Origin of the sequence: Algibacter pacificus, from assembly GCF_008033385.1 — a bacterium.
GTDB lineage: Bacteria > Bacteroidota > Bacteroidia > Flavobacteriales > Flavobacteriaceae > Algibacter > Algibacter pacificus.
The window spans coordinates 254,956-270,968 of the sequence record NZ_VOGY01000007.1 but is presented as its reverse complement, the minus strand read 5'-3'; the positions used below and the strand labels follow the sequence as shown (position 1 = coordinate 270,968).

General features: G+C 33.0%; 16 protein-coding genes. 10 read left to right on the top strand and 6 right to left on the bottom strand.

Annotated elements, in window-relative coordinates; all coding sequences use genetic code 11:
- The first annotated feature begins 146 nt into the window (after positions 1-146).
- A complete protein-coding gene (locus FQU21_RS12520; protein ID WP_147678338.1) occupies positions 147-2,183 on the top strand; it encodes a M3 family metallopeptidase in 2,037 nt (678 codons plus the stop codon).
- 78 nt (positions 2,184-2,261) lie between these two features.
- On the opposite strand, the gene FQU21_RS12515 is transcribed toward FQU21_RS12520, so the two are convergent.
- Complete coding sequence (locus FQU21_RS12515) at positions 2,262-2,702, bottom strand: hypothetical protein (RefSeq protein ID WP_147678337.1); 441 nt, start codon at positions 2,700-2,702, stop codon at positions 2,262-2,264.
- Between the two features lie 25 nt (positions 2,703-2,727).
- Positions 2,728-4,149, bottom strand: a complete 1,422-nt coding sequence (locus FQU21_RS12510; protein ID WP_147678336.1) for an SDR family oxidoreductase — start codon at positions 4,147-4,149, stop codon at positions 2,728-2,730.
- Between the two features lie 223 nt (positions 4,150-4,372).
- On the opposite strand from FQU21_RS12510, the gene FQU21_RS12505 reads away from it, so the two are divergent.
- The 4 genes from FQU21_RS12505 to FQU21_RS12490 all read left to right on the top strand — a co-directional run bounded on the left by FQU21_RS12505 (position 4,373) and on the right by FQU21_RS12490 (position 8,625).
- On the top strand, positions 4,373-5,071 hold the full coding sequence (locus FQU21_RS12505) for a zinc metallopeptidase (RefSeq protein WP_147678334.1): 699 nt from the start codon (positions 4,373-4,375) through the stop codon (positions 5,069-5,071).
- Positions 5,072-5,205: 134 nt separating this feature from the next.
- Entirely contained in the window at positions 5,206-6,978 is a 1,773-nt protein-coding gene (locus FQU21_RS12500; RefSeq protein ID WP_246124831.1) for a MutS-related protein, read from the top strand.
- A 288-nt stretch (positions 6,979-7,266) separates the two neighbouring features.
- Positions 7,267-7,830 carry a hypothetical protein gene (locus FQU21_RS17460; protein WP_187269380.1) on the top strand — a complete coding sequence of 188 codons (564 nt, stop codon included), beginning with the start codon at positions 7,267-7,269 and terminating at the stop codon, positions 7,828-7,830.
- Between the two features lie 15 nt (positions 7,831-7,845).
- Positions 7,846-8,625 (top strand): amidohydrolase, encoded by a 780-nt coding sequence (locus FQU21_RS12490; RefSeq protein ID WP_147678331.1) that lies wholly within the window; start codon positions 7,846-7,848, stop codon positions 8,623-8,625.
- 176 nt (positions 8,626-8,801) lie between these two features.
- Here the strand turns inward: FQU21_RS12490 and FQU21_RS12485 are convergent, their stop codons facing one another.
- Together FQU21_RS12485 and FQU21_RS12480 are read right to left on the bottom strand one after the other, a co-directional pair.
- Positions 8,802-9,782: a LuxE/PaaK family acyltransferase gene (locus FQU21_RS12485; protein WP_147678330.1), complete on the bottom strand. Its 981-nt coding sequence runs from the start codon at positions 9,780-9,782 to the stop codon at positions 8,802-8,804.
- Positions 9,783-9,923: 141 nt separating this feature from the next.
- The gene (locus tag FQU21_RS12480) at positions 9,924-10,265 is read right to left on the bottom strand and encodes a T9SS type A sorting domain-containing protein (RefSeq protein WP_147678329.1); all 342 of its coding nucleotides are present in this window, start codon (positions 10,263-10,265) and stop codon (positions 9,924-9,926) included.
- Between the two features lie 196 nt (positions 10,266-10,461).
- On the opposite strand from FQU21_RS12480, the gene FQU21_RS12475 reads away from it, so the two are divergent.
- Both FQU21_RS12475 and FQU21_RS12470 read left to right on the top strand, forming a co-directional pair.
- A complete protein-coding gene (locus FQU21_RS12475) occupies positions 10,462-11,142 on the top strand; it encodes a response regulator transcription factor (RefSeq protein WP_147678328.1) in 681 nt (226 codons plus the stop codon).
- A gap of 7 nt (positions 11,143-11,149) precedes the next feature.
- Positions 11,150-12,193: a sensor histidine kinase gene (locus FQU21_RS12470; RefSeq protein ID WP_147678327.1), complete on the top strand. Its 1,044-nt coding sequence runs from the start codon at positions 11,150-11,152 to the stop codon at positions 12,191-12,193.
- Here FQU21_RS12470 and FQU21_RS12465 read toward each other — a convergent pair.
- Positions 12,170-13,225: a glycosyltransferase gene (locus FQU21_RS12465; protein WP_147678326.1), complete on the bottom strand. Its 1,056-nt coding sequence runs from the start codon at positions 13,223-13,225 to the stop codon at positions 12,170-12,172. The two genes, FQU21_RS12470 and FQU21_RS12465, sit on opposite strands and share 24 nt — an antisense overlap.
- A 280-nt stretch (positions 13,226-13,505) precedes the next feature.
- On the opposite strand from FQU21_RS12465, the gene trmB reads away from it, so the two are divergent.
- From trmB to FQU21_RS12450, 3 genes are read left to right on the top strand one after another with little or no spacing between them, the layout of a single operon-like run.
- Positions 13,506-14,180 (top strand): tRNA (guanosine(46)-N7)-methyltransferase TrmB, encoded by a 675-nt coding sequence (trmB, locus tag FQU21_RS12460; protein ID WP_147678325.1) that lies wholly within the window; start codon positions 13,506-13,508, stop codon positions 14,178-14,180.
- Positions 14,181-14,182: 2 nt separating this feature from the next.
- Entirely contained in the window at positions 14,183-14,812 is a 630-nt protein-coding gene (locus FQU21_RS12455; protein ID WP_147678324.1) for a LysE family transporter, read from the top strand.
- Between the two features lie 2 nt (positions 14,813-14,814).
- Complete coding sequence (locus FQU21_RS12450) at positions 14,815-15,144, top strand: MGMT family protein (RefSeq protein ID WP_147678323.1); 330 nt, start codon at positions 14,815-14,817, stop codon at positions 15,142-15,144.
- A 7-nt stretch (positions 15,145-15,151) separates the two neighbouring features.
- Here FQU21_RS12450 and FQU21_RS12445 read toward each other — a convergent pair whose 3' ends face one another.
- Positions 15,152-15,991, bottom strand: coding sequence for a hypothetical protein (locus FQU21_RS12445; protein WP_147678322.1), 840 nt, complete (start codon positions 15,989-15,991; stop codon positions 15,152-15,154).
- Between the last annotated feature and the right edge of the window lie 22 nt (positions 15,992-16,013).

Below are 16,013 nucleotides of genomic sequence, written 5' to 3'. Positions count from 1 at the left end.
AAATAGAAAAACCTTGAAATATATATATCAAGGTTTTTCTTGCTATTAACAATAATCTTAAACGAGTTAGTCACCCTTAAATTGTTGTTGCTAATTTACAATATTTTATTATGTATGCATAATAAAAGTTAATAATTTTAATTAAAATGATAAAAAAATCCTTAATCACCCCATTTAAAACCCCATATCATTCAGCGCCTTTTTCAGTTATTGAAAACGATGATTATTTACCAACTATTAAGGAAGCTATAAAACAAGCTAAAGCTGAAATTGATACTATAGTAAGTAATCCCGAAGCACCGTCTTTTGAAAACACGATAGTTGCTTTAGATTTTTCGGGAGAACAATTGGATAGAATTTCGAGTATATTTTTTAATCTAAATTCTGCTGAAACTAATGAAACTATTCAGAAGATAGCACAAGAAATTTCTCCGTTATTGTCAGAATTTAGTAATGATATTACTTTAAATGAAGGTTTATTTAAGCGCGTTAAAGCGGTTTATGACACTAAAAGCGAACTAAATTTAACCACAGAACAGCAAACTTTACTTGATAAAAAATACAAAGGATTTTCTAGGAATGGAGCTAATTTACCTGAAGATAAAAAAGCAAAGCTTCGTGAAATTGATAAACAATTAAGCCAGTTAAGTTTAAAATTTGGTGAAAATGTTTTAGCTGAAACGAATAAGTTTGAGATGTTAATTTCCGATGAAAAAGATTTATCAGGTTTACCAGAAGGGACTATTGAAGCTGCGAAACAATTAGCAGAATCTAAAGAAAAGGAAGGTTGGTTATTTACATTAGATTATCCTAGTTATATCCCTTTTGTTACTTATGCCGATAATAGAGAATTACGTAAAAAAATAACTTTAGCAGCTGGGAGCAAAGGATTTAAAGGTGACGATTTAGATAATCAAGATGTGGTCCTTCAAATTGTAAATCTACGCCACGAGCGTGCTAATTTATTAGGATATAAAACGCATGCACATTTTGTTTTGGAAGAACGTATGGCGCAAACACCAGAAAAAGTACTTAGTTTTTCTAATGAATTATTAGAAAAAGCAAAACCAGCTGCGGAAAAAGAATTTAAAAACTTAGAAGCGTTCGCTAAGGAATTGGATGATATCGATCAATTAGAAAAATGGGATGGCTCTTATTATTCTGAAAAGTTGAAACAAAAATTATTCAGTTTAGATGATGAGCAACTTAAGCCATATTTTAAATTAGAAAACGTTATTGATGGTGCTTTTACAGTGGCCAATAAATTATTCGATTTAAATTTTGAAGAAATTGATACCATTGATAAATATCATGAAGATGTTTTAACTTATAAAGTAACCGATAAAAACGGGGATTTAGTAGCCATTTTTTATGCCGATTTTTTTCCAAGAGCCGGAAAACGAAATGGTGCTTGGATGACATCCTATAAACCGCAGTATATTGTTGATGGTGAAAATAGCCGTCCGCATGTTTCCATCGTTTGTAATTTCACAAAACCAACAAAAAGCAAACCGTCCTTATTAACATTTAACGAGGTGACGACCTTATTCCATGAATTTGGGCACGCCCTACACGGCATGTTAGCCAATACAACTTACCCAAGTTTATCTGGAACTAGTGTGTTTTGGGATTTTGTTGAATTGCCAAGTCAGGTTATGGAAAACTGGTGTTTCGAAAAAGAAGCCTTAGAATTGTTTGCTAAACACTATGAAACGGGTGAAATAATTCCGATGGATTTGATTGAAAAAATTAAAGATTCGGCGAGTTTTCACGAAGGGATGCAAACCTTACGCCAGTTAAGTTTCGGATTATTAGATATGAAATGGCACGGACAAGATCCTTCAGCTATTAAAAATGTTAAAGATTTTGAAACCGAAGCTTTTAAAGATACCAACTTATATCCAAAAACAGAAGAAACATGTATGAGTACCGCATTTTCTCATATTTTTCAGGGAGGGTATTCATCGGGATATTATAGTTATAAATGGGCAGAAGTTTTAGATGCTGATGCTTTTGAGTATTTTCAGGAAGCCGGAATCTTTAATAAAGAGGTCGCTACTAAATTTAAGGACAATGTGCTTTCGAAAGGAGGAACAGAAAACCCTATGGTGCTTTATAAACGTTTTAGAGGACAAGAACCAAAACCGGAAGCTTTATTAAAACGTGCTGGATTGATTAAATAGAAACTTATAATTTTAAGTATTTAACCCCATCAAATTATTAATTTGATGGGGTTTAGTTTTATAAAAACAGACATAAAATTATTTTCTATAGTGTTCTGGTGTTACAGAAATTTCCATTACAAAGTCACCGTTTTCATCGTAGTATCTATAATCCATGGTAATATTATGGTCGCGATAGAATTTTAGTTCAGGACTGTTTGTAACATTTTCAATAATTCCTGGCCTAATATATTTATTTACAGTGTCGATGTTTACTTCAGATTTTTCTATCCCAATTAGTGCGTAGTGATATATAAAATTTGTTTTTCCTTTAGTTGAAGCGCTGTCTAATCTAGAGAATTCATCAATAAACAAAGGCGTTTGTTTATTTAATTCTATTGCGGCACTTTTTAATTCTGTTTCAATATCTGTTTTTAACAAAACCTTTTTAACAAAATAATATGAGAATACGGCCGAAATAATACCAACGATAATACCAATGGTTTTGCTGTTTTTAGAGGTTTTAACTTGTTCTTTCATGTTGTGTTTTATTAGTTAATGTTTTTTAATTATCTGTTGTTAGTGCCTTCAGCATCCCTTTAAAAATAAACCCATGAAAAGGCAACACGGCATACCAGTACAATCGGCCTGCTAAGCCCAAAGGTCTAAATGTAGCTGTTTGAGTCAGTTTATTGTTAACAACTTTAAATTCTAGCCAAGCTTCTCCTGGGAGTTTCATTTCAGCAAATAAAAGTAATCGACCTTCTGTTTTGTCGGCATACAATACACGCCAAAAATCTATGGAATCTCCAACATTTATTATGGATGGATTTGTTCGGCCACGTCTAAGTCCAACGCCACCAAATACCTTATCCAAATACCCTCTAATTTTCCAGAGCCAAGTGCCATAATACCAACCGGTAGTTCCTCCAATGGCCCAAATTTTATCTATAGTTGCTTCGCGGTTATTAATAGTTTGGATTCTATGATCTTTAAAACATCCAAAGGAAGGCACATTAATAAATTCGGATATATCAAAGTTTAAGCCGCTGCTGGAGTAAGCATCTTTCCAACTTGAAAGAATTTCATTGTTTTCAATTTTACTAAAAGCCCGTTTAAGAGATTCGTTATAACTTAAAGGTGTAATTCCAAGAATGGTATTTATGCGGTTATCACGGCAAACGACCTCAATTTTCATACTATTTACAAGCGATGTTGCAAGTTTGTATGAGGTTGATGTAACAAAATAAAGCCAATAGGAGGACAATTTAGGCGTCATTATAGGTACGGTAATAATTTTGCGTTTTAATTGTCGTGCTTTTCCAAAGTTTAAAAGCATTTCTTTATAAGTGAGTATATCGGGGCCTCCAATATCAAAATTCTCATTAAAGGTTTTTGGGTTGAACAGAGACTTAGAAAGAAAAGCAAGAACATCGGAGATTCCTATGGGCTGGCATTTGGTGTTTAGCCATTTTGGAGTAATCATAATGGGGAGCTTTTCAACTAAATCCCTAATAATTTCAAAAGACGCACTTCCAGATCCTATAATAATTCCTGCTCTTAACGTTGTGAAATTGTAATTCCCTTTTGCAAGTTCTATTTCTACATTTTTTCTGGAAGATAAATGTTTAGAAAGTTCCGTTTCGTTAACAATACCACTTAAATAAATAACATGCTTTACATTGGTGTTTTTAAGCGCATTTCTAAAATTTTGAGCCGATGTTTCTTCCATAGATTTATAATCTCCGGAAGAAGACATGGAGTGCACCAAATAGTAAGCGCCATCAATATCTTTTGGGATATTTTCTAAAGACGCCTGATCTAAAAGGTCTAATTGGAGTACGGTAATATTTTTTGATAACGATTTTGGCGGATTGAATCTTTTTGGGTCTCTCACGCAACAAACAACGTCGTGGCCAGCCTCAACCAAAACAGGAATGAGTCGTTTTCCTATATATCCAGTGGAACCTGTTAGTAATATTTTCATTTTAAAAGTATGAGTTGGTATTGACGTAAAATAGATGATACCTTAATTTAAGGAGCAAAACGAAGTTAACCATTTTTTTATAAAAGAGAGATTAAAGTGTTAAAACGCCAAGTTTTAAAAATGAAATAGGTACTTTGTTTAAAATTGCACTGACAAATTAGCACAACCGATAATTGGCTTTATTTTTGATATATTTACATTAGAATTTAAAAACTAAAATAAAATGATTGGATATTATATATTATTAGGAGGTATAGCGCTGGTAAGCTGGTTAGTGAGCAGTACTTTAAAAAGGAAGTTTGCTAAATACTCCAAAGTACATTTAAGAAATGGTATGAGTGGTGCCGAAATTGCTGAAAAAATGTTAGCCGATCACGGTATTAGAGATGTGGAAGTGATTTCTACCCCAGGGCAATTAACCGACCATTATAACCCAAAAAACAAAACAGTAAACTTAAGTGAGTCTGTTTACAACCAAAGAAATGCAGCGGCGGCGGCTGTGGCAGCTCACGAGTGTGGACATGCTGTACAGCATGCTCGGGCTTATGAATGGTTGGGATTACGATCTAAATTAGTGCCTATTGTAAGTGTAACGTCTAGTATGTCGCAATGGGTTGTTATTGGCGGGTTAATGTTAGGCGCAGCAGCAGGATTAGGTTTGGGGTATTGGATTGCAGTTGCCGGATTAGTAATGATGAGTTTTGCAACTTTATTCAGTTTTGTAACGCTACCTGTAGAGTACGACGCTAGTAACCGTGCTTTGGCTTGGTTGAAAAATAAAAATATGCTATCTCAAGAGGAATATGCAGGATCAGAAGATGCGTTAAAATGGGCAGCTAGAACATACTTGGTTGCCGCTATTGGATCTTTGGCTTCGTTGGTATATTGGGCATTTCAAGTGTTTGGTGGTTCTAGGGATTAGTTGCACTACGTGAAATGAAAATTCTAATAGACCCATTTTATCATGAATTAGTTGAAGTATTAAACTAAAATAAAATAAGCTCTGAAATCTATTTTTCAGAGCTTTTTTGTTCCTTTACCAATTAAATGAATACCATGAGTGTAAATAATATAGCATATTACAAAGAACATCAAGCAAAGTACACCGCAGAAGCACAAAAGTTGCATAAGCAAATGATATCCTTAAGCATGTTGAGGTTATTGGTTTTTGTAGCAACGGGGTTTGGAATATATGTCACTTTTCAAACTTGGCAAATAGCATTGGGGATTGCTGTTGTTGGTATTGCTGTTTTTCTTTTTTTACTGTCGAAATATAATACTATTAAGCACGTACGGCTTTTTAATAAAGCATTGGTATCTATTAATGAAGAAGAAATAGAAATTGCTTCAGGGAATTTTCACAATAGAGAAACGGGTTTAAAATTTCAAGATCCAAACCATTTTTATAGTTTAGATATCGATTTGTTTGGTCGAGGATCATTTTTTCAATTTATAGATAGAACAACGATTAATGAAGGTCAAGAAAAATTAGCCGATTTATTAAAAGCAAATAACACAGAAGGTATTGTTTCTCGACAAAAAGCAATTGAGGAATTAAGTGAAAAACCAGAATGGCGCCAACATTACGCAGCAAATTCTAGTTTGATAGAAACGGAAACATCGGCAAAACATATTGTGGCTTGGTTGAAAGATTACAAAAGTTTTTTGCCAAAGTTGATGAAATGGTTACCTATATTATTTACCGTTATTTCTGTAGTGTTATTTGGGCTAACCATTTTAGAAATCATTAGTCAAGACATTGTTGGGTACTGGCTATTAGTTGGATTGGGTTTTACAGGTTTTTATGTGAAAAAAGTAAATCAACTATCTTCGGGAGCCGATAAAGTAAAAGACACCTTTCGTCAGTATGCTGTATTGTTGAATTTAATAGAAAACGAAACTTTTACTTCAGAATTACTTCAAGAAAAACAAAAACAAATTCAATCGGAACATAAACAAGCATCGCTCATTTTTAAGGAACTATCAAAAGGATTGGATGCTTTAGATAATCGGAATAATATTATTTCAGCCATTTTTTCTAATGGATTATTTTTATCAGATATTAAAAATAGCTATCGTATTGAAAAATGGATTAAAGCATATGGTGATAAAGTTGAAGATTGGTTTCAAGTGGTGTCCTTTTTCGATGCTTATAATTCTTTAGGCGGATTTCATTTTAATCATTCAGAATTTGTTTTTCCTAAAATTACCAATAAAGGTTCTATTGTAAAAGCAACTGGTTTAGGACATCCGTTATTAAATAAAACCAAACGTGTGGATAGTGATGTTACTATGGAAAACGAGCAGTTTTTTATTGTAACTGGAGCAAATATGGCGGGAAAAAGTACCTTTTTACGTACCCTGTCTTTACATATTGTTATGGCAAATGTGGGGTTGCCTGTTTGTGCTAAAACAAGTGAGTATACACCAGTAAAATTAATTACAAGTATGCGTACTACAGACTCATTAACCGATGATAGTTCGTATTTTTTCTCGGAATTAACGCGCTTAAAATACATTGTTGATGCCATTCAGAAAGAACCGTATTTTATCATTTTAGATGAAATTTTAAAAGGTACAAACAGCACCGATAAAGCTATTGGTTCACGCAAGTTTGTTGAAAAATTGGTAGCTTCCAATGCTACCGGAATTATTGCAACACACGATTTAAGTTTATGCGAAATTGAAAAAGAGTTGCCGCAAGTAAAGAACTATTATTTCGATGCTGAAATTATAAATGATGAATTGCATTTTGATTATACCTTAAAGAAAGGTGTTTGTAAAAACATGAATGCTTCCTTTTTACTGAAGAAAATGGAGATTGTTTAAAGGGGGTATGTCTATTTAAAGCAACATCACATTCGAGTGTGTTTTTGAGACTGTAATTAAGCGATTTTACTTCACATAAAATTATTTGGAGAACTAAAATTATATGGTATTTATTGTTAGAGATAGATGAAATTTTGTATAATAAATACAGGTTGCATTTAATATTTAGTGCGAAAAAAAAAGCTTAGTTTTATTATTGATATTTTTAGTTAAAGTCATCTTAAAGTAGTGACAAAACAACAAGGTTAGTGTCTAAATTTATATAATATAAAATTTAAAAATTAGATTATGAAAATTTGGATGATAGCAGCATGTATGGTTTTTGGATTAACTTTACAAGCGCAGGATGTTGTATTTAAGGAAGTGACTTATCAAGTAAAAGGAGACAAAATTTTAAAGAATGGTGTCGATGTAACAAAAGTGTTATCGGTTGAAGATCAACTACAAATAAAAGAGGCTTTTACTATTAAAAAAGCTGAATTAGAAAAAGTAAAAGCAGAAGCCGAACGAGTAAAAGAAGAGAATAAAAAGAAAGAAGCCGAACTCAAGAAGAAAGAAGACGAACGCAAAGCCAAAGAGAAAGCCCTTAAAAAAGAAGAAAAAGCGCAAAAGGAACAGGAGAAAGCCTTGAAAAAAGCTCAAAAAGAACAGAAAAAGGCTGAAAAAGCTTTAAAGGCTAAAGAGAAAGCAAAATCTAATTTTGAAAAAGCAGGTAAAAAGCACAAAGATGCTATTGCTAAGTATGAAAAGTTGAAAAATAAAGGTAAATTGTCTCCGGTTGATGAAGCTAAGTCATTAGAAAAAATAGAGAAGCTAAAAGAAAAGCTAGAAAAAGCAAAGAGTAAATTATAAAAATATAGTTACGGTATGGAAAAGGAACTTAAGGTTGCATTAATTCAAGCCAATTTGATTTGGGAAAATCCTATTAAAAACCGTGAACAGTTTACAAAGAAAATAGAGCAAATTTCAGGCAGTATAAATTTAATTATACTGCCTGAAATGTTTACAAGCGGTTTTACTATGCATGCCGAAAAAGTTGCCGAAACCATGCAAGGTGAAACGGTAAATTGGATGCAGGTTATGGCAGCAAAAATCAATGCAGCCATTGTTGGTAGTTTAGTGATTTCCGAAGAAAATAAATATTATAATAGGTTGCTTTTTGTAGAACCGTCGGGGAAAATTACGGTGTATAATAAACGCCATGCGTTTACTTTAGTGGGAGAACAAGAAACCTATGCTGAAGGGCGCGAAAAAGTAATTATAGATTATAAAGGATGGAAAATTTGCCCTTTAATTTGTTACGATTTACGTTTCCCCGTTTGGGCAAGAAACACCGAGAATTACGATGTTTTAATTTATGTGGCCAATTGGCCAAAACCCAGAATATCTGCTTGGGATACCTTATTAAAAGCCCGAGCTATCGAAAACATGAGTTATTGTATTGGGGTGAATAGAGTGGGTGTAGATGGTGTAAATTGTGAATATCCTGGACATTCGGCAGTTTACGATGTATTGGGAAATCAATTATCAACTTCTAATTTCCACGCGGAAGATACTCAAATCATTACATTAGAGAAAAGACACGTGGAAGCTTATAGAAATAAGTTTAAGTTTTTGAGTGATCGGGATCAATTTACAATCGTTTAGGGAACTTAAACAAAAATAATAAAACCCGAATGTTGCATCGGGCTTTAAAAAACGTTAACCAATTTTAATTTCTAATCTTGCTTTTTCTTAGCAAGAGTTTTGTCGTAACTTTTTTCGAAACCTTACAATAATATGTTTTGTTTATTAAAAATATGAATCTGTATTTTAAACACGATTTATAGAACCATTAAATTGCAACCTCGAATATCCGAATCATCAAAGCGGCCAATAACTTCAAAAGAACCATCGGGATTTATACGGCCTAAATCTTGAGTAGCAATAAACGAACAAGAATTGATATTTGCTAAATCTATCACATTAATGCCACCTGCTTTTCTGTTGGTGTTTATGGTTAAAGCGTCTTCGGTATCTCTTGTTAAAATTTTCATCCAACTCGGGCATTTAAAAATGCCGTTGCCTTGCGAGTAACCTTGGCTTAATAATTCTGTCATGCCATATTCACTATGTATAAAATCCACTCCAAAACCTGCTTTAAGTTGTTGGTGTAGTGCTTCGCGAATTAATTCTTTTCGGCGTCCTTTCATGCCGCCAGTTTCCATAATTATCGTGTTTTTTAAATGAAATTGATGCATGTCAACTAAATCCAATAAAGCAAAAGAAACGCCAATAAGTAATATTTTTTTACCTTCGGAATCTAATTTTATCAAGGTATCTTTTAACTCAGAAATATTATTAAGGTAAAAACCGCTTTCAGCATATTTCGATTTAGAAATCATAGCATCTACCATATATATTAAAGATGAGCCTTCGCGTTCTAAATAAGAAGGTAGTAAACCCAAAATCACATAATCTTCAATGGGACCATAAAAATGTTCAAAGCCTTTATTAAAACTTTGTTCGTAGATGCTTAAATCGGTTACTTGGTGTTTGCTTGTTGCACTTCCCGTAGTTCCCGAACTTGTAAAAGTGCTTTGTACTTTATTTGTAGAACTTAAAATGGCTTTGGTTTTAAAAAACTGAATGGGTAAAAATGGAATATCGGTGATGGTTTTTACATCACTAGGATGTTTGTATAACAAGTCGCAAAACGAACGATACACCTTGTTGTTTTTAAACTGAAATTTAAAAATCTCTAGCGCCAATGTTTCAAATTCGGCTGGAGTTTTTATCTTAAAAATGGCATTTTTATCGATCATAAATGGATTAGAATAATGGTTATATACTAAAATGAATCTTACTTTATTCTACCGTTTCATTTTATAAAAACAAAAATATATAAAATAAAAAAGCGCTACCAAAAAAGGTAACGCTATTATATTTGTCGATTGGAAAAAAAATTATTTTACAACCAGTTTTCTTGTTTCACTAACGTTATTTTCAGTTATGTTTAAAATATAAACACCTTTTTTTAAATTGGAAATATCTAAAGATTTTCCAACAAGATGTAATGCTAATACTTGTTTTCCTAAAACATTGAAAACTTTAACGCGCTTAGTTAAGTTTTTTTTAGAAGCAATATAAACCACATTCTGTTGGTTGGTTACCGGGTTTGGATAAATCGATAAGCCTTCAATTTTATCATTTTTAGATTCAAAACCTATACCGTTTTGAGCAGTTATATCTTGAATAGCAAAAAATGAAAAAATAGTAAAAAAGATAAAAAAGTAATGGTTTTTCATATCGAAAAATTTGGTATTACAAAATTAGTATAATATTGCAATTTTAATGCCAAAAAACCGTTAAGATTAGAATAAATGATTTAAAAGTTTAAGAATTTGTTTCAGTATTGTTACCTTAGTGTTATTAATTTTTTAATTTTAATGAATTGATGTTATTAGCTTTATCTTTACATCAAGAAACAGATTTTCTTTAAAAATGAAAAAAAAAGACATTAAAATTTTATTGGTTGACGATGAGCCGGACATTTTAGAAATTGTAGGCTACAATTTATCAAGTGAAGGGTATCAGGTATTTACGGCTGAAAATGGTGCTGAAGGCGTTAAGGTTGCAAAAAAAGAATTACCTCAATTAATAATTCTAGATCTTATGATGCCAGAAATGGATGGTATTGAAGCTTGCGAACTTATTAGAAAACAACCAGAATTATCAAATAGTATTATCACTTTTTTAACAGCTCGTGGTGAAGATTATTCTCAAGTTGCTGGATTTGATGCTGGAGCCGACGACTACATTACAAAACCAATTAAACCAAAAGTTTTGGTAAGTAAGGTAAAGGCGCTTTTACGTCGTTTTAAAGAAGAAGACATTGCCGATACTTTAAAAATAGGAACCTTGGTTATTAACCGAGATGAATATAAAGTAACCTCTAAAGGCAAAGAAATTATTTTACCTCGTAAAGAATTTGAACTATTATCTTTACTAGCATCAAAACCAGGAAAAGTGTTTAAACGCGACGAAATTTTAGATACCGTTTGGGGAAATGAAGTCGTTGTTGGCGGACGTACTATAGATGTTCATATTAGAAAATTACGTGAAAAACTTGGCGATAAAAGCTTTAAAACTGTTAAAGGTGTCGGGTATAAGTTTGTAGATTAAAAAGCGTATGCAAGATAAGAGATTGAAAAAAAACTATCGATTTGCGATAATGACTTCGCTTTATATTACTATATATATAACGCTCATTTTGGGCGTTTTTTTATATCATTTTTCTAATATAGAGTTTTGGGAAATCCCAGTATTAGCAGTCATAACTTTTTGGTTTTGTTTTATTATTATTCAATATCGTGTAGAACGTTTTATTTACCGTCGGGTAAAAAAAATATACGACGATTTAACACTTTTAGAATCGGCTAAACTTTCAAAAGGTGCCATAACAACTGATATGCACACGCTTACTCAAGAAATTGAAAAATTTGCTCGAGGAAAAAAATTAGAAATTGAAACACTTAAAATTAGAGAACAATACCGAAAAGAATTTATAGGTAACGTATCACACGAGTTAAAAACCCCTCTTTTTACAGTACAAGGTTATATTTTAACGCTGCTAGATGGTGCAATGAATAACAAAGAAATTCGGGAAAAATACCTTGAACGTGCCAACAAAGGTATTGAGCGGTTAAGCTATATTGTGGAGGATTTGGATATGATTACCAAACTAGAAGTTGGCGATTTAAGACTAAAAATTGAAACCTTTAATATTGTAGAGTTGGTTAACAATATTTTCGATATGCTGGAAATGAAAGCGGCAAAAAAGAAAATTACGCTTACCTTCGATATGAATTATAAAACACCAATTCTTGTAAAAGCCGATAAAGAACGTATCCAACAAGTATTAATTAATTTAATTGTAAATTCTATTAAATACGGAAGCGAAAAAGGAACAACCGAAATTAGTATAGAAAATCTAATAAAGAATAAAGTCATAGTTCGAGTAACCGATAATGGCGAAGGTATTTCTGCAACACATTTGCCACGTTTATTCGAGCGTTTCTATCGCGTCGATAAAACCGGCTCTCGAAAAGAAGGCGGTTCCGGTTTAGGCCTATCTATAGTGAAGCATATTATTGAAGCTCACAACGAAAAAATTTATGTAGAAAGTGAATTTAGTGTGGGTAGTGAGTTTTCATTCACGCTCGAAAAAGCGTAATAGTTTTTTAAAATCCACTTCAAAATTAAAAGCTTTTAAGCCCGCAAAACCCGTAATATTTTCTAGTGTTTTTAAACTAAAATCGCCCTGACTACAGGTTGGAACTAGGCGCATATCACTTAAGCGTTCAGCGAGATATTCCTGTTCAAACTGCCCAGGTGTTGGTATAAAAATGGCTTTTTTATTCAGCTTCGCTAAATCCATAACCGTCGTGTAACCGGATCGTGAAATAATTAATTCACTTTCGTTTATCGTTTGTTCCAACAAAGCAGAAGTCATAAAATTGTAAATCGTCATGTTACCGTTTACTTGCATGGTTTGTTCGCTTTCCATCACGCCTTTAACAAACACAATCTTACCTTTATAAAGCCTTAAAACTTCTAAAAGATGTTCTTCCAGCATGCTACGTTGCGGTTCTGGTCCCGAAATTAAAACCATGATATCATTTTTAATTTCAGTGTCTTTTTTCGTAAATCGGCTTAACGGGCCAATATAAGTCGTTGGAATTTCAAAACGTTTAATATGGCCAAGTTTTCCGCTTAAATTAATTTCACCAGCGGTATCGGGAACCCAACACGCGTCGAATTTATTAATAATTTTTTGGTGCATTTTAGTACTCAACCAAGTCGTGCTGCCACTAAGCACATTTAATTGATGTGTAATAAAAACCGAAGGGACTTTTTTACTGCGCACCCCCAATCGGTTATCCGAAATAATACCTTCAATTTTTTCCGCTTCAATAATATGTTTAACTACTTTTTTTTCCGCCTTAATCGCCTTCAATAGTTTTGGGGAATCCTTAATAAGCTTCAATTTAAAATGTTTTCCATTTTTAGCATAAGTAACATTGTACGATGGTAATTCCAAACATTTTACATCGGGAAATTCCTTCTTCAATAAAGCTAAAGCCACGCCATCACTGGCAATTACAGGTTCAAAATTATTTGCAATTAACGCGTTAATAATAGGGATACATCGTGTAGCGTGTCCTAAACCCCAATTTAATGGTGCAATTAAAATTCGTTTTTTCATCAATTAAATAGCTTAATAAAAAGTATACTTTGGGCGTTACCACAAGGGTCGGGCTTTCCGCTATATCTTTATTTGTGCGCTGTTTTTCAGCATATATATTAAAGAAAAGCAAACCCAAAAATTGTTGCATGTTTTTTATGTTTAAGTGAGCACAAAAAAGGATGCCGCATCAATCCCTAACGCACATTTCCGTAAATTCAAAGATAAGCATATAAACACTTGAGTATATTTCCGTAATTTTACCAAATCAAAATTAATAATAACAAATAGTTAAGATATAGTGGGTAGTAAAAATAAACTGAAACGATTTAGAGAAAACGAAACCTTTTCCAACGTATTTCAACCATCTCGCGACGAATTAGTCGGGTCAACTTTCAAATTAAAAGGCCATTGGCGTTCCGAAGTTTTTAAAAACGAGAATCCGTTAGTACTCGAGCTAGGTTGTGGAAAAGGAGAATATTCAGTCGCATTAGCAAAAAAATACCCAAATAAAAATTTTATTGGTGTCGATATTAAAGGGGCGCGTTTTTGGAGAGGCGCAAAAACAGCTATAGAAGAAAACATACCAAATGTTGCTTTTTTACGCACACAAATAGAACTTATAGATCATGCCTTTGCAAATCATGAAGTCGATGAAATTTGGATTACTTTCCCCGATCCACAAATAAAATACAAACGTACCAAACACCGCATGACGAACGCTGTTTTTTTGGAGCGCTACAAGCAAATTTTAAAACCCGATGGTGTGGTGAATTTAAAAACCGATAGTGAATTTATGCACGGTTATACGCTTGGTTTGTTGCATGGCGCTGGCCACGAAGTTTTGTATGCTAACCATAATGTTTATAAACAAGAAGGCAGCCCAGAAGAGGTAACAAGTATTCAAACCTTTTATGAATCTCAATATTTAGAACAGAATAAAGCTATTACTTATATCAAATTTAAAATAAAATAATTTTGAACATTACATTTATTTTCTTTTTAGGGTTGGTTTTTGCACTTATTGGCGTTATTCCACCGGGATTATTGAACATGACAGCAGCAAAAATTAGTCTAAAGGAAGGACATGCTCGTGGTATTATATTTTCTATTGGAGCCTGTGTTGTTGTTATTGTTCAAACGACGCTTGCAGCAGTTTTTGCACGTTATTTAAGTAAAAATCATGATGTTATAGATGTTTTACAGCGTGTAGCTTTTGTTGTTTTTGTATTGGTGGCTATTTATTTTTTGTTTATTGCAAAATCGGAACCTAAGGAGCAAGTGGAACCAAAAATAAGAAGCAAAGGGAGTCGGTTTTTTCAGGGGTTATTTCTCTCGGGGATTAATGTGTTTCCTATACCGTACCAAGCTTATATGACGATTACTTTGGCGTCCTTTGGATGGTTAGATTTTACTCAAATTAGTATTATTTCTTATGTTGCTGGAGCTGCCATGGGAACATTTGTTACCTTATATATGTATATTTTCTTTTTCGATAGAATAAAAAGTAAAACATTCACATCTCAAAAAAACATGAACCGTATTATTGGAAGTATTACTGGTATTATTGCCATTGTAACATTAATAAATATTATTAGAGAAGTATAAGTATGAAACCAGAAACGCTTAATTTTTTCGATAAAGTTTATCAGGTGGCTAAAAAGATTCCTTTTGGTCGCGTAACTAGTTATGGCGCAATTGCCAAATATTTAGGTGCAGCAAAAAGTGCTAGAATGGTGGGGTATGCCATGAATGGTTCGCATGGTAAAGATATTCCTGCGCATCGGGTAGTGAATAGAAAAGGGTTGCTAACGGGAAAACATCATTTTGATGGCACAAACCTGATGCAGCAACTTTTAGAAAGTGAAGGGATTCAGGTTATTGAAAATCAAATTCAAGATTTGGAAACGGTGTATTGGGATCCTTCCGTAGAATTATAAGTCCTTATTAAAAAGAAATACCGAATCCGGCTGTAACATTTGAAAAAGGAACACTTCCTATTTGTAAATGTTCGTAACCTAATATGTATTTGTATTGGTTTTTATGGTAATTCAATAGTCCATTAAATTTATTAATGGTTTCGCTATTCACTAAAGTCTCAGTAAAATTAGACTCTAAGCTTAAGGGTTTAACGAAAAATAATTCTGCACTTAATCCGTAAGTAAATCCGAGTTTATTAACATTACCAGCTACATAGGCAGCTCCCAACCCCCAAGAGGCATTAAAACGTTCTGTGCGTACGCGGTTGTATTTTACTAAAGCCGTATAAATTCCTAGTGAATTTCTTGGAACATTTGTGTTTTGTTCCCATAATTGTAAAAAGTCCAACTCTAATTCTATGCGTTTTAAAAACCGCAGATCTAGGTTTAAATGGTTGCCGTAAACAGAATTGCTTTCATAAACTAAACGGTTACTAATAGTGGTGGTGAAAATTTCGGTATTATCATTCCAATCATAGGAATAATGACCTGTATTAGTATTTGAATATGGGTGTTTTGTTAGATAAGCACCACTGGCTTTGTGGTTTATTTCAAAAGGACTTTCAATAGCGACGCCATAAGCGGTGTAGGCAAAAAGTTGAATAAATAGACCGCCAACAATATCCGACAGAAAGTTGTCACTATAATTGTTACTGTTGTTAAGGTTTTTGTGGTTAGTTGTATACGGGGTGGTAGTTGATGACTTTTCTTCATTTAAGTCGTCTTCAGCTTGCTTTATTTTACCTTGGCTATAGCTAATGGAATTAAATATGAGTAAAAAAATGATGGCTATTGTTTTTAGTTTCATAAATTCCAGTTGTATTTGTTAT

What these genes read in the sequence shown, in the direction of transcription:
- FQU21_RS12520 (WP_147678338.1), top strand. Translation starts at nt 147, where the DNA reads ATGATAAAAAAATCCTTAATCACCCCATTTAAAACCCCATATCATTCA.
- FQU21_RS12515 (WP_147678337.1), bottom strand. Translation starts at nt 2,702, where the DNA reads ATGAAAGAACAAGTTAAAACCTCTAAAAACAGCAAAACCATTGGTATT.
- FQU21_RS12510 (WP_147678336.1), bottom strand. Translation starts at nt 4,149, where the DNA reads ATGAAAATATTACTAACAGGTTCCACTGGATATATAGGAAAACGACTC.
- FQU21_RS12505 (WP_147678334.1), top strand. Translation starts at nt 4,373, where the DNA reads ATGATTGGATATTATATATTATTAGGAGGTATAGCGCTGGTAAGCTGG.
- FQU21_RS12500 (WP_246124831.1), top strand. Translation starts at nt 5,206, where the DNA reads ATGAGTGTAAATAATATAGCATATTACAAAGAACATCAAGCAAAGTAC.
- FQU21_RS17460 (WP_187269380.1), top strand. Translation starts at nt 7,267, where the DNA reads ATGAAAATTTGGATGATAGCAGCATGTATGGTTTTTGGATTAACTTTA.
- FQU21_RS12490 (WP_147678331.1), top strand. Translation starts at nt 7,846, where the DNA reads ATGGAAAAGGAACTTAAGGTTGCATTAATTCAAGCCAATTTGATTTGG.
- FQU21_RS12485 (WP_147678330.1), bottom strand. Translation starts at nt 9,782, where the DNA reads ATGATCGATAAAAATGCCATTTTTAAGATAAAAACTCCAGCCGAATTT.
- FQU21_RS12480 (WP_147678329.1), bottom strand. Translation starts at nt 10,265, where the DNA reads ATGAAAAACCATTACTTTTTTATCTTTTTTACTATTTTTTCATTTTTT.
- FQU21_RS12475 (WP_147678328.1), top strand. Translation starts at nt 10,462, where the DNA reads ATGAAAAAAAAAGACATTAAAATTTTATTGGTTGACGATGAGCCGGAC.
- FQU21_RS12470 (WP_147678327.1), top strand. Translation starts at nt 11,150, where the DNA reads ATGCAAGATAAGAGATTGAAAAAAAACTATCGATTTGCGATAATGACT.
- FQU21_RS12465 (WP_147678326.1), bottom strand. Translation starts at nt 13,225, where the DNA reads ATGAAAAAACGAATTTTAATTGCACCATTAAATTGGGGTTTAGGACAC.
- FQU21_RS12450 (WP_147678323.1), top strand. Translation starts at nt 14,815, where the DNA reads ATGAAACCAGAAACGCTTAATTTTTTCGATAAAGTTTATCAGGTGGCT.
- FQU21_RS12445 (WP_147678322.1), bottom strand. Translation starts at nt 15,991, where the DNA reads ATGAAACTAAAAACAATAGCCATCATTTTTTTACTCATATTTAATTCC.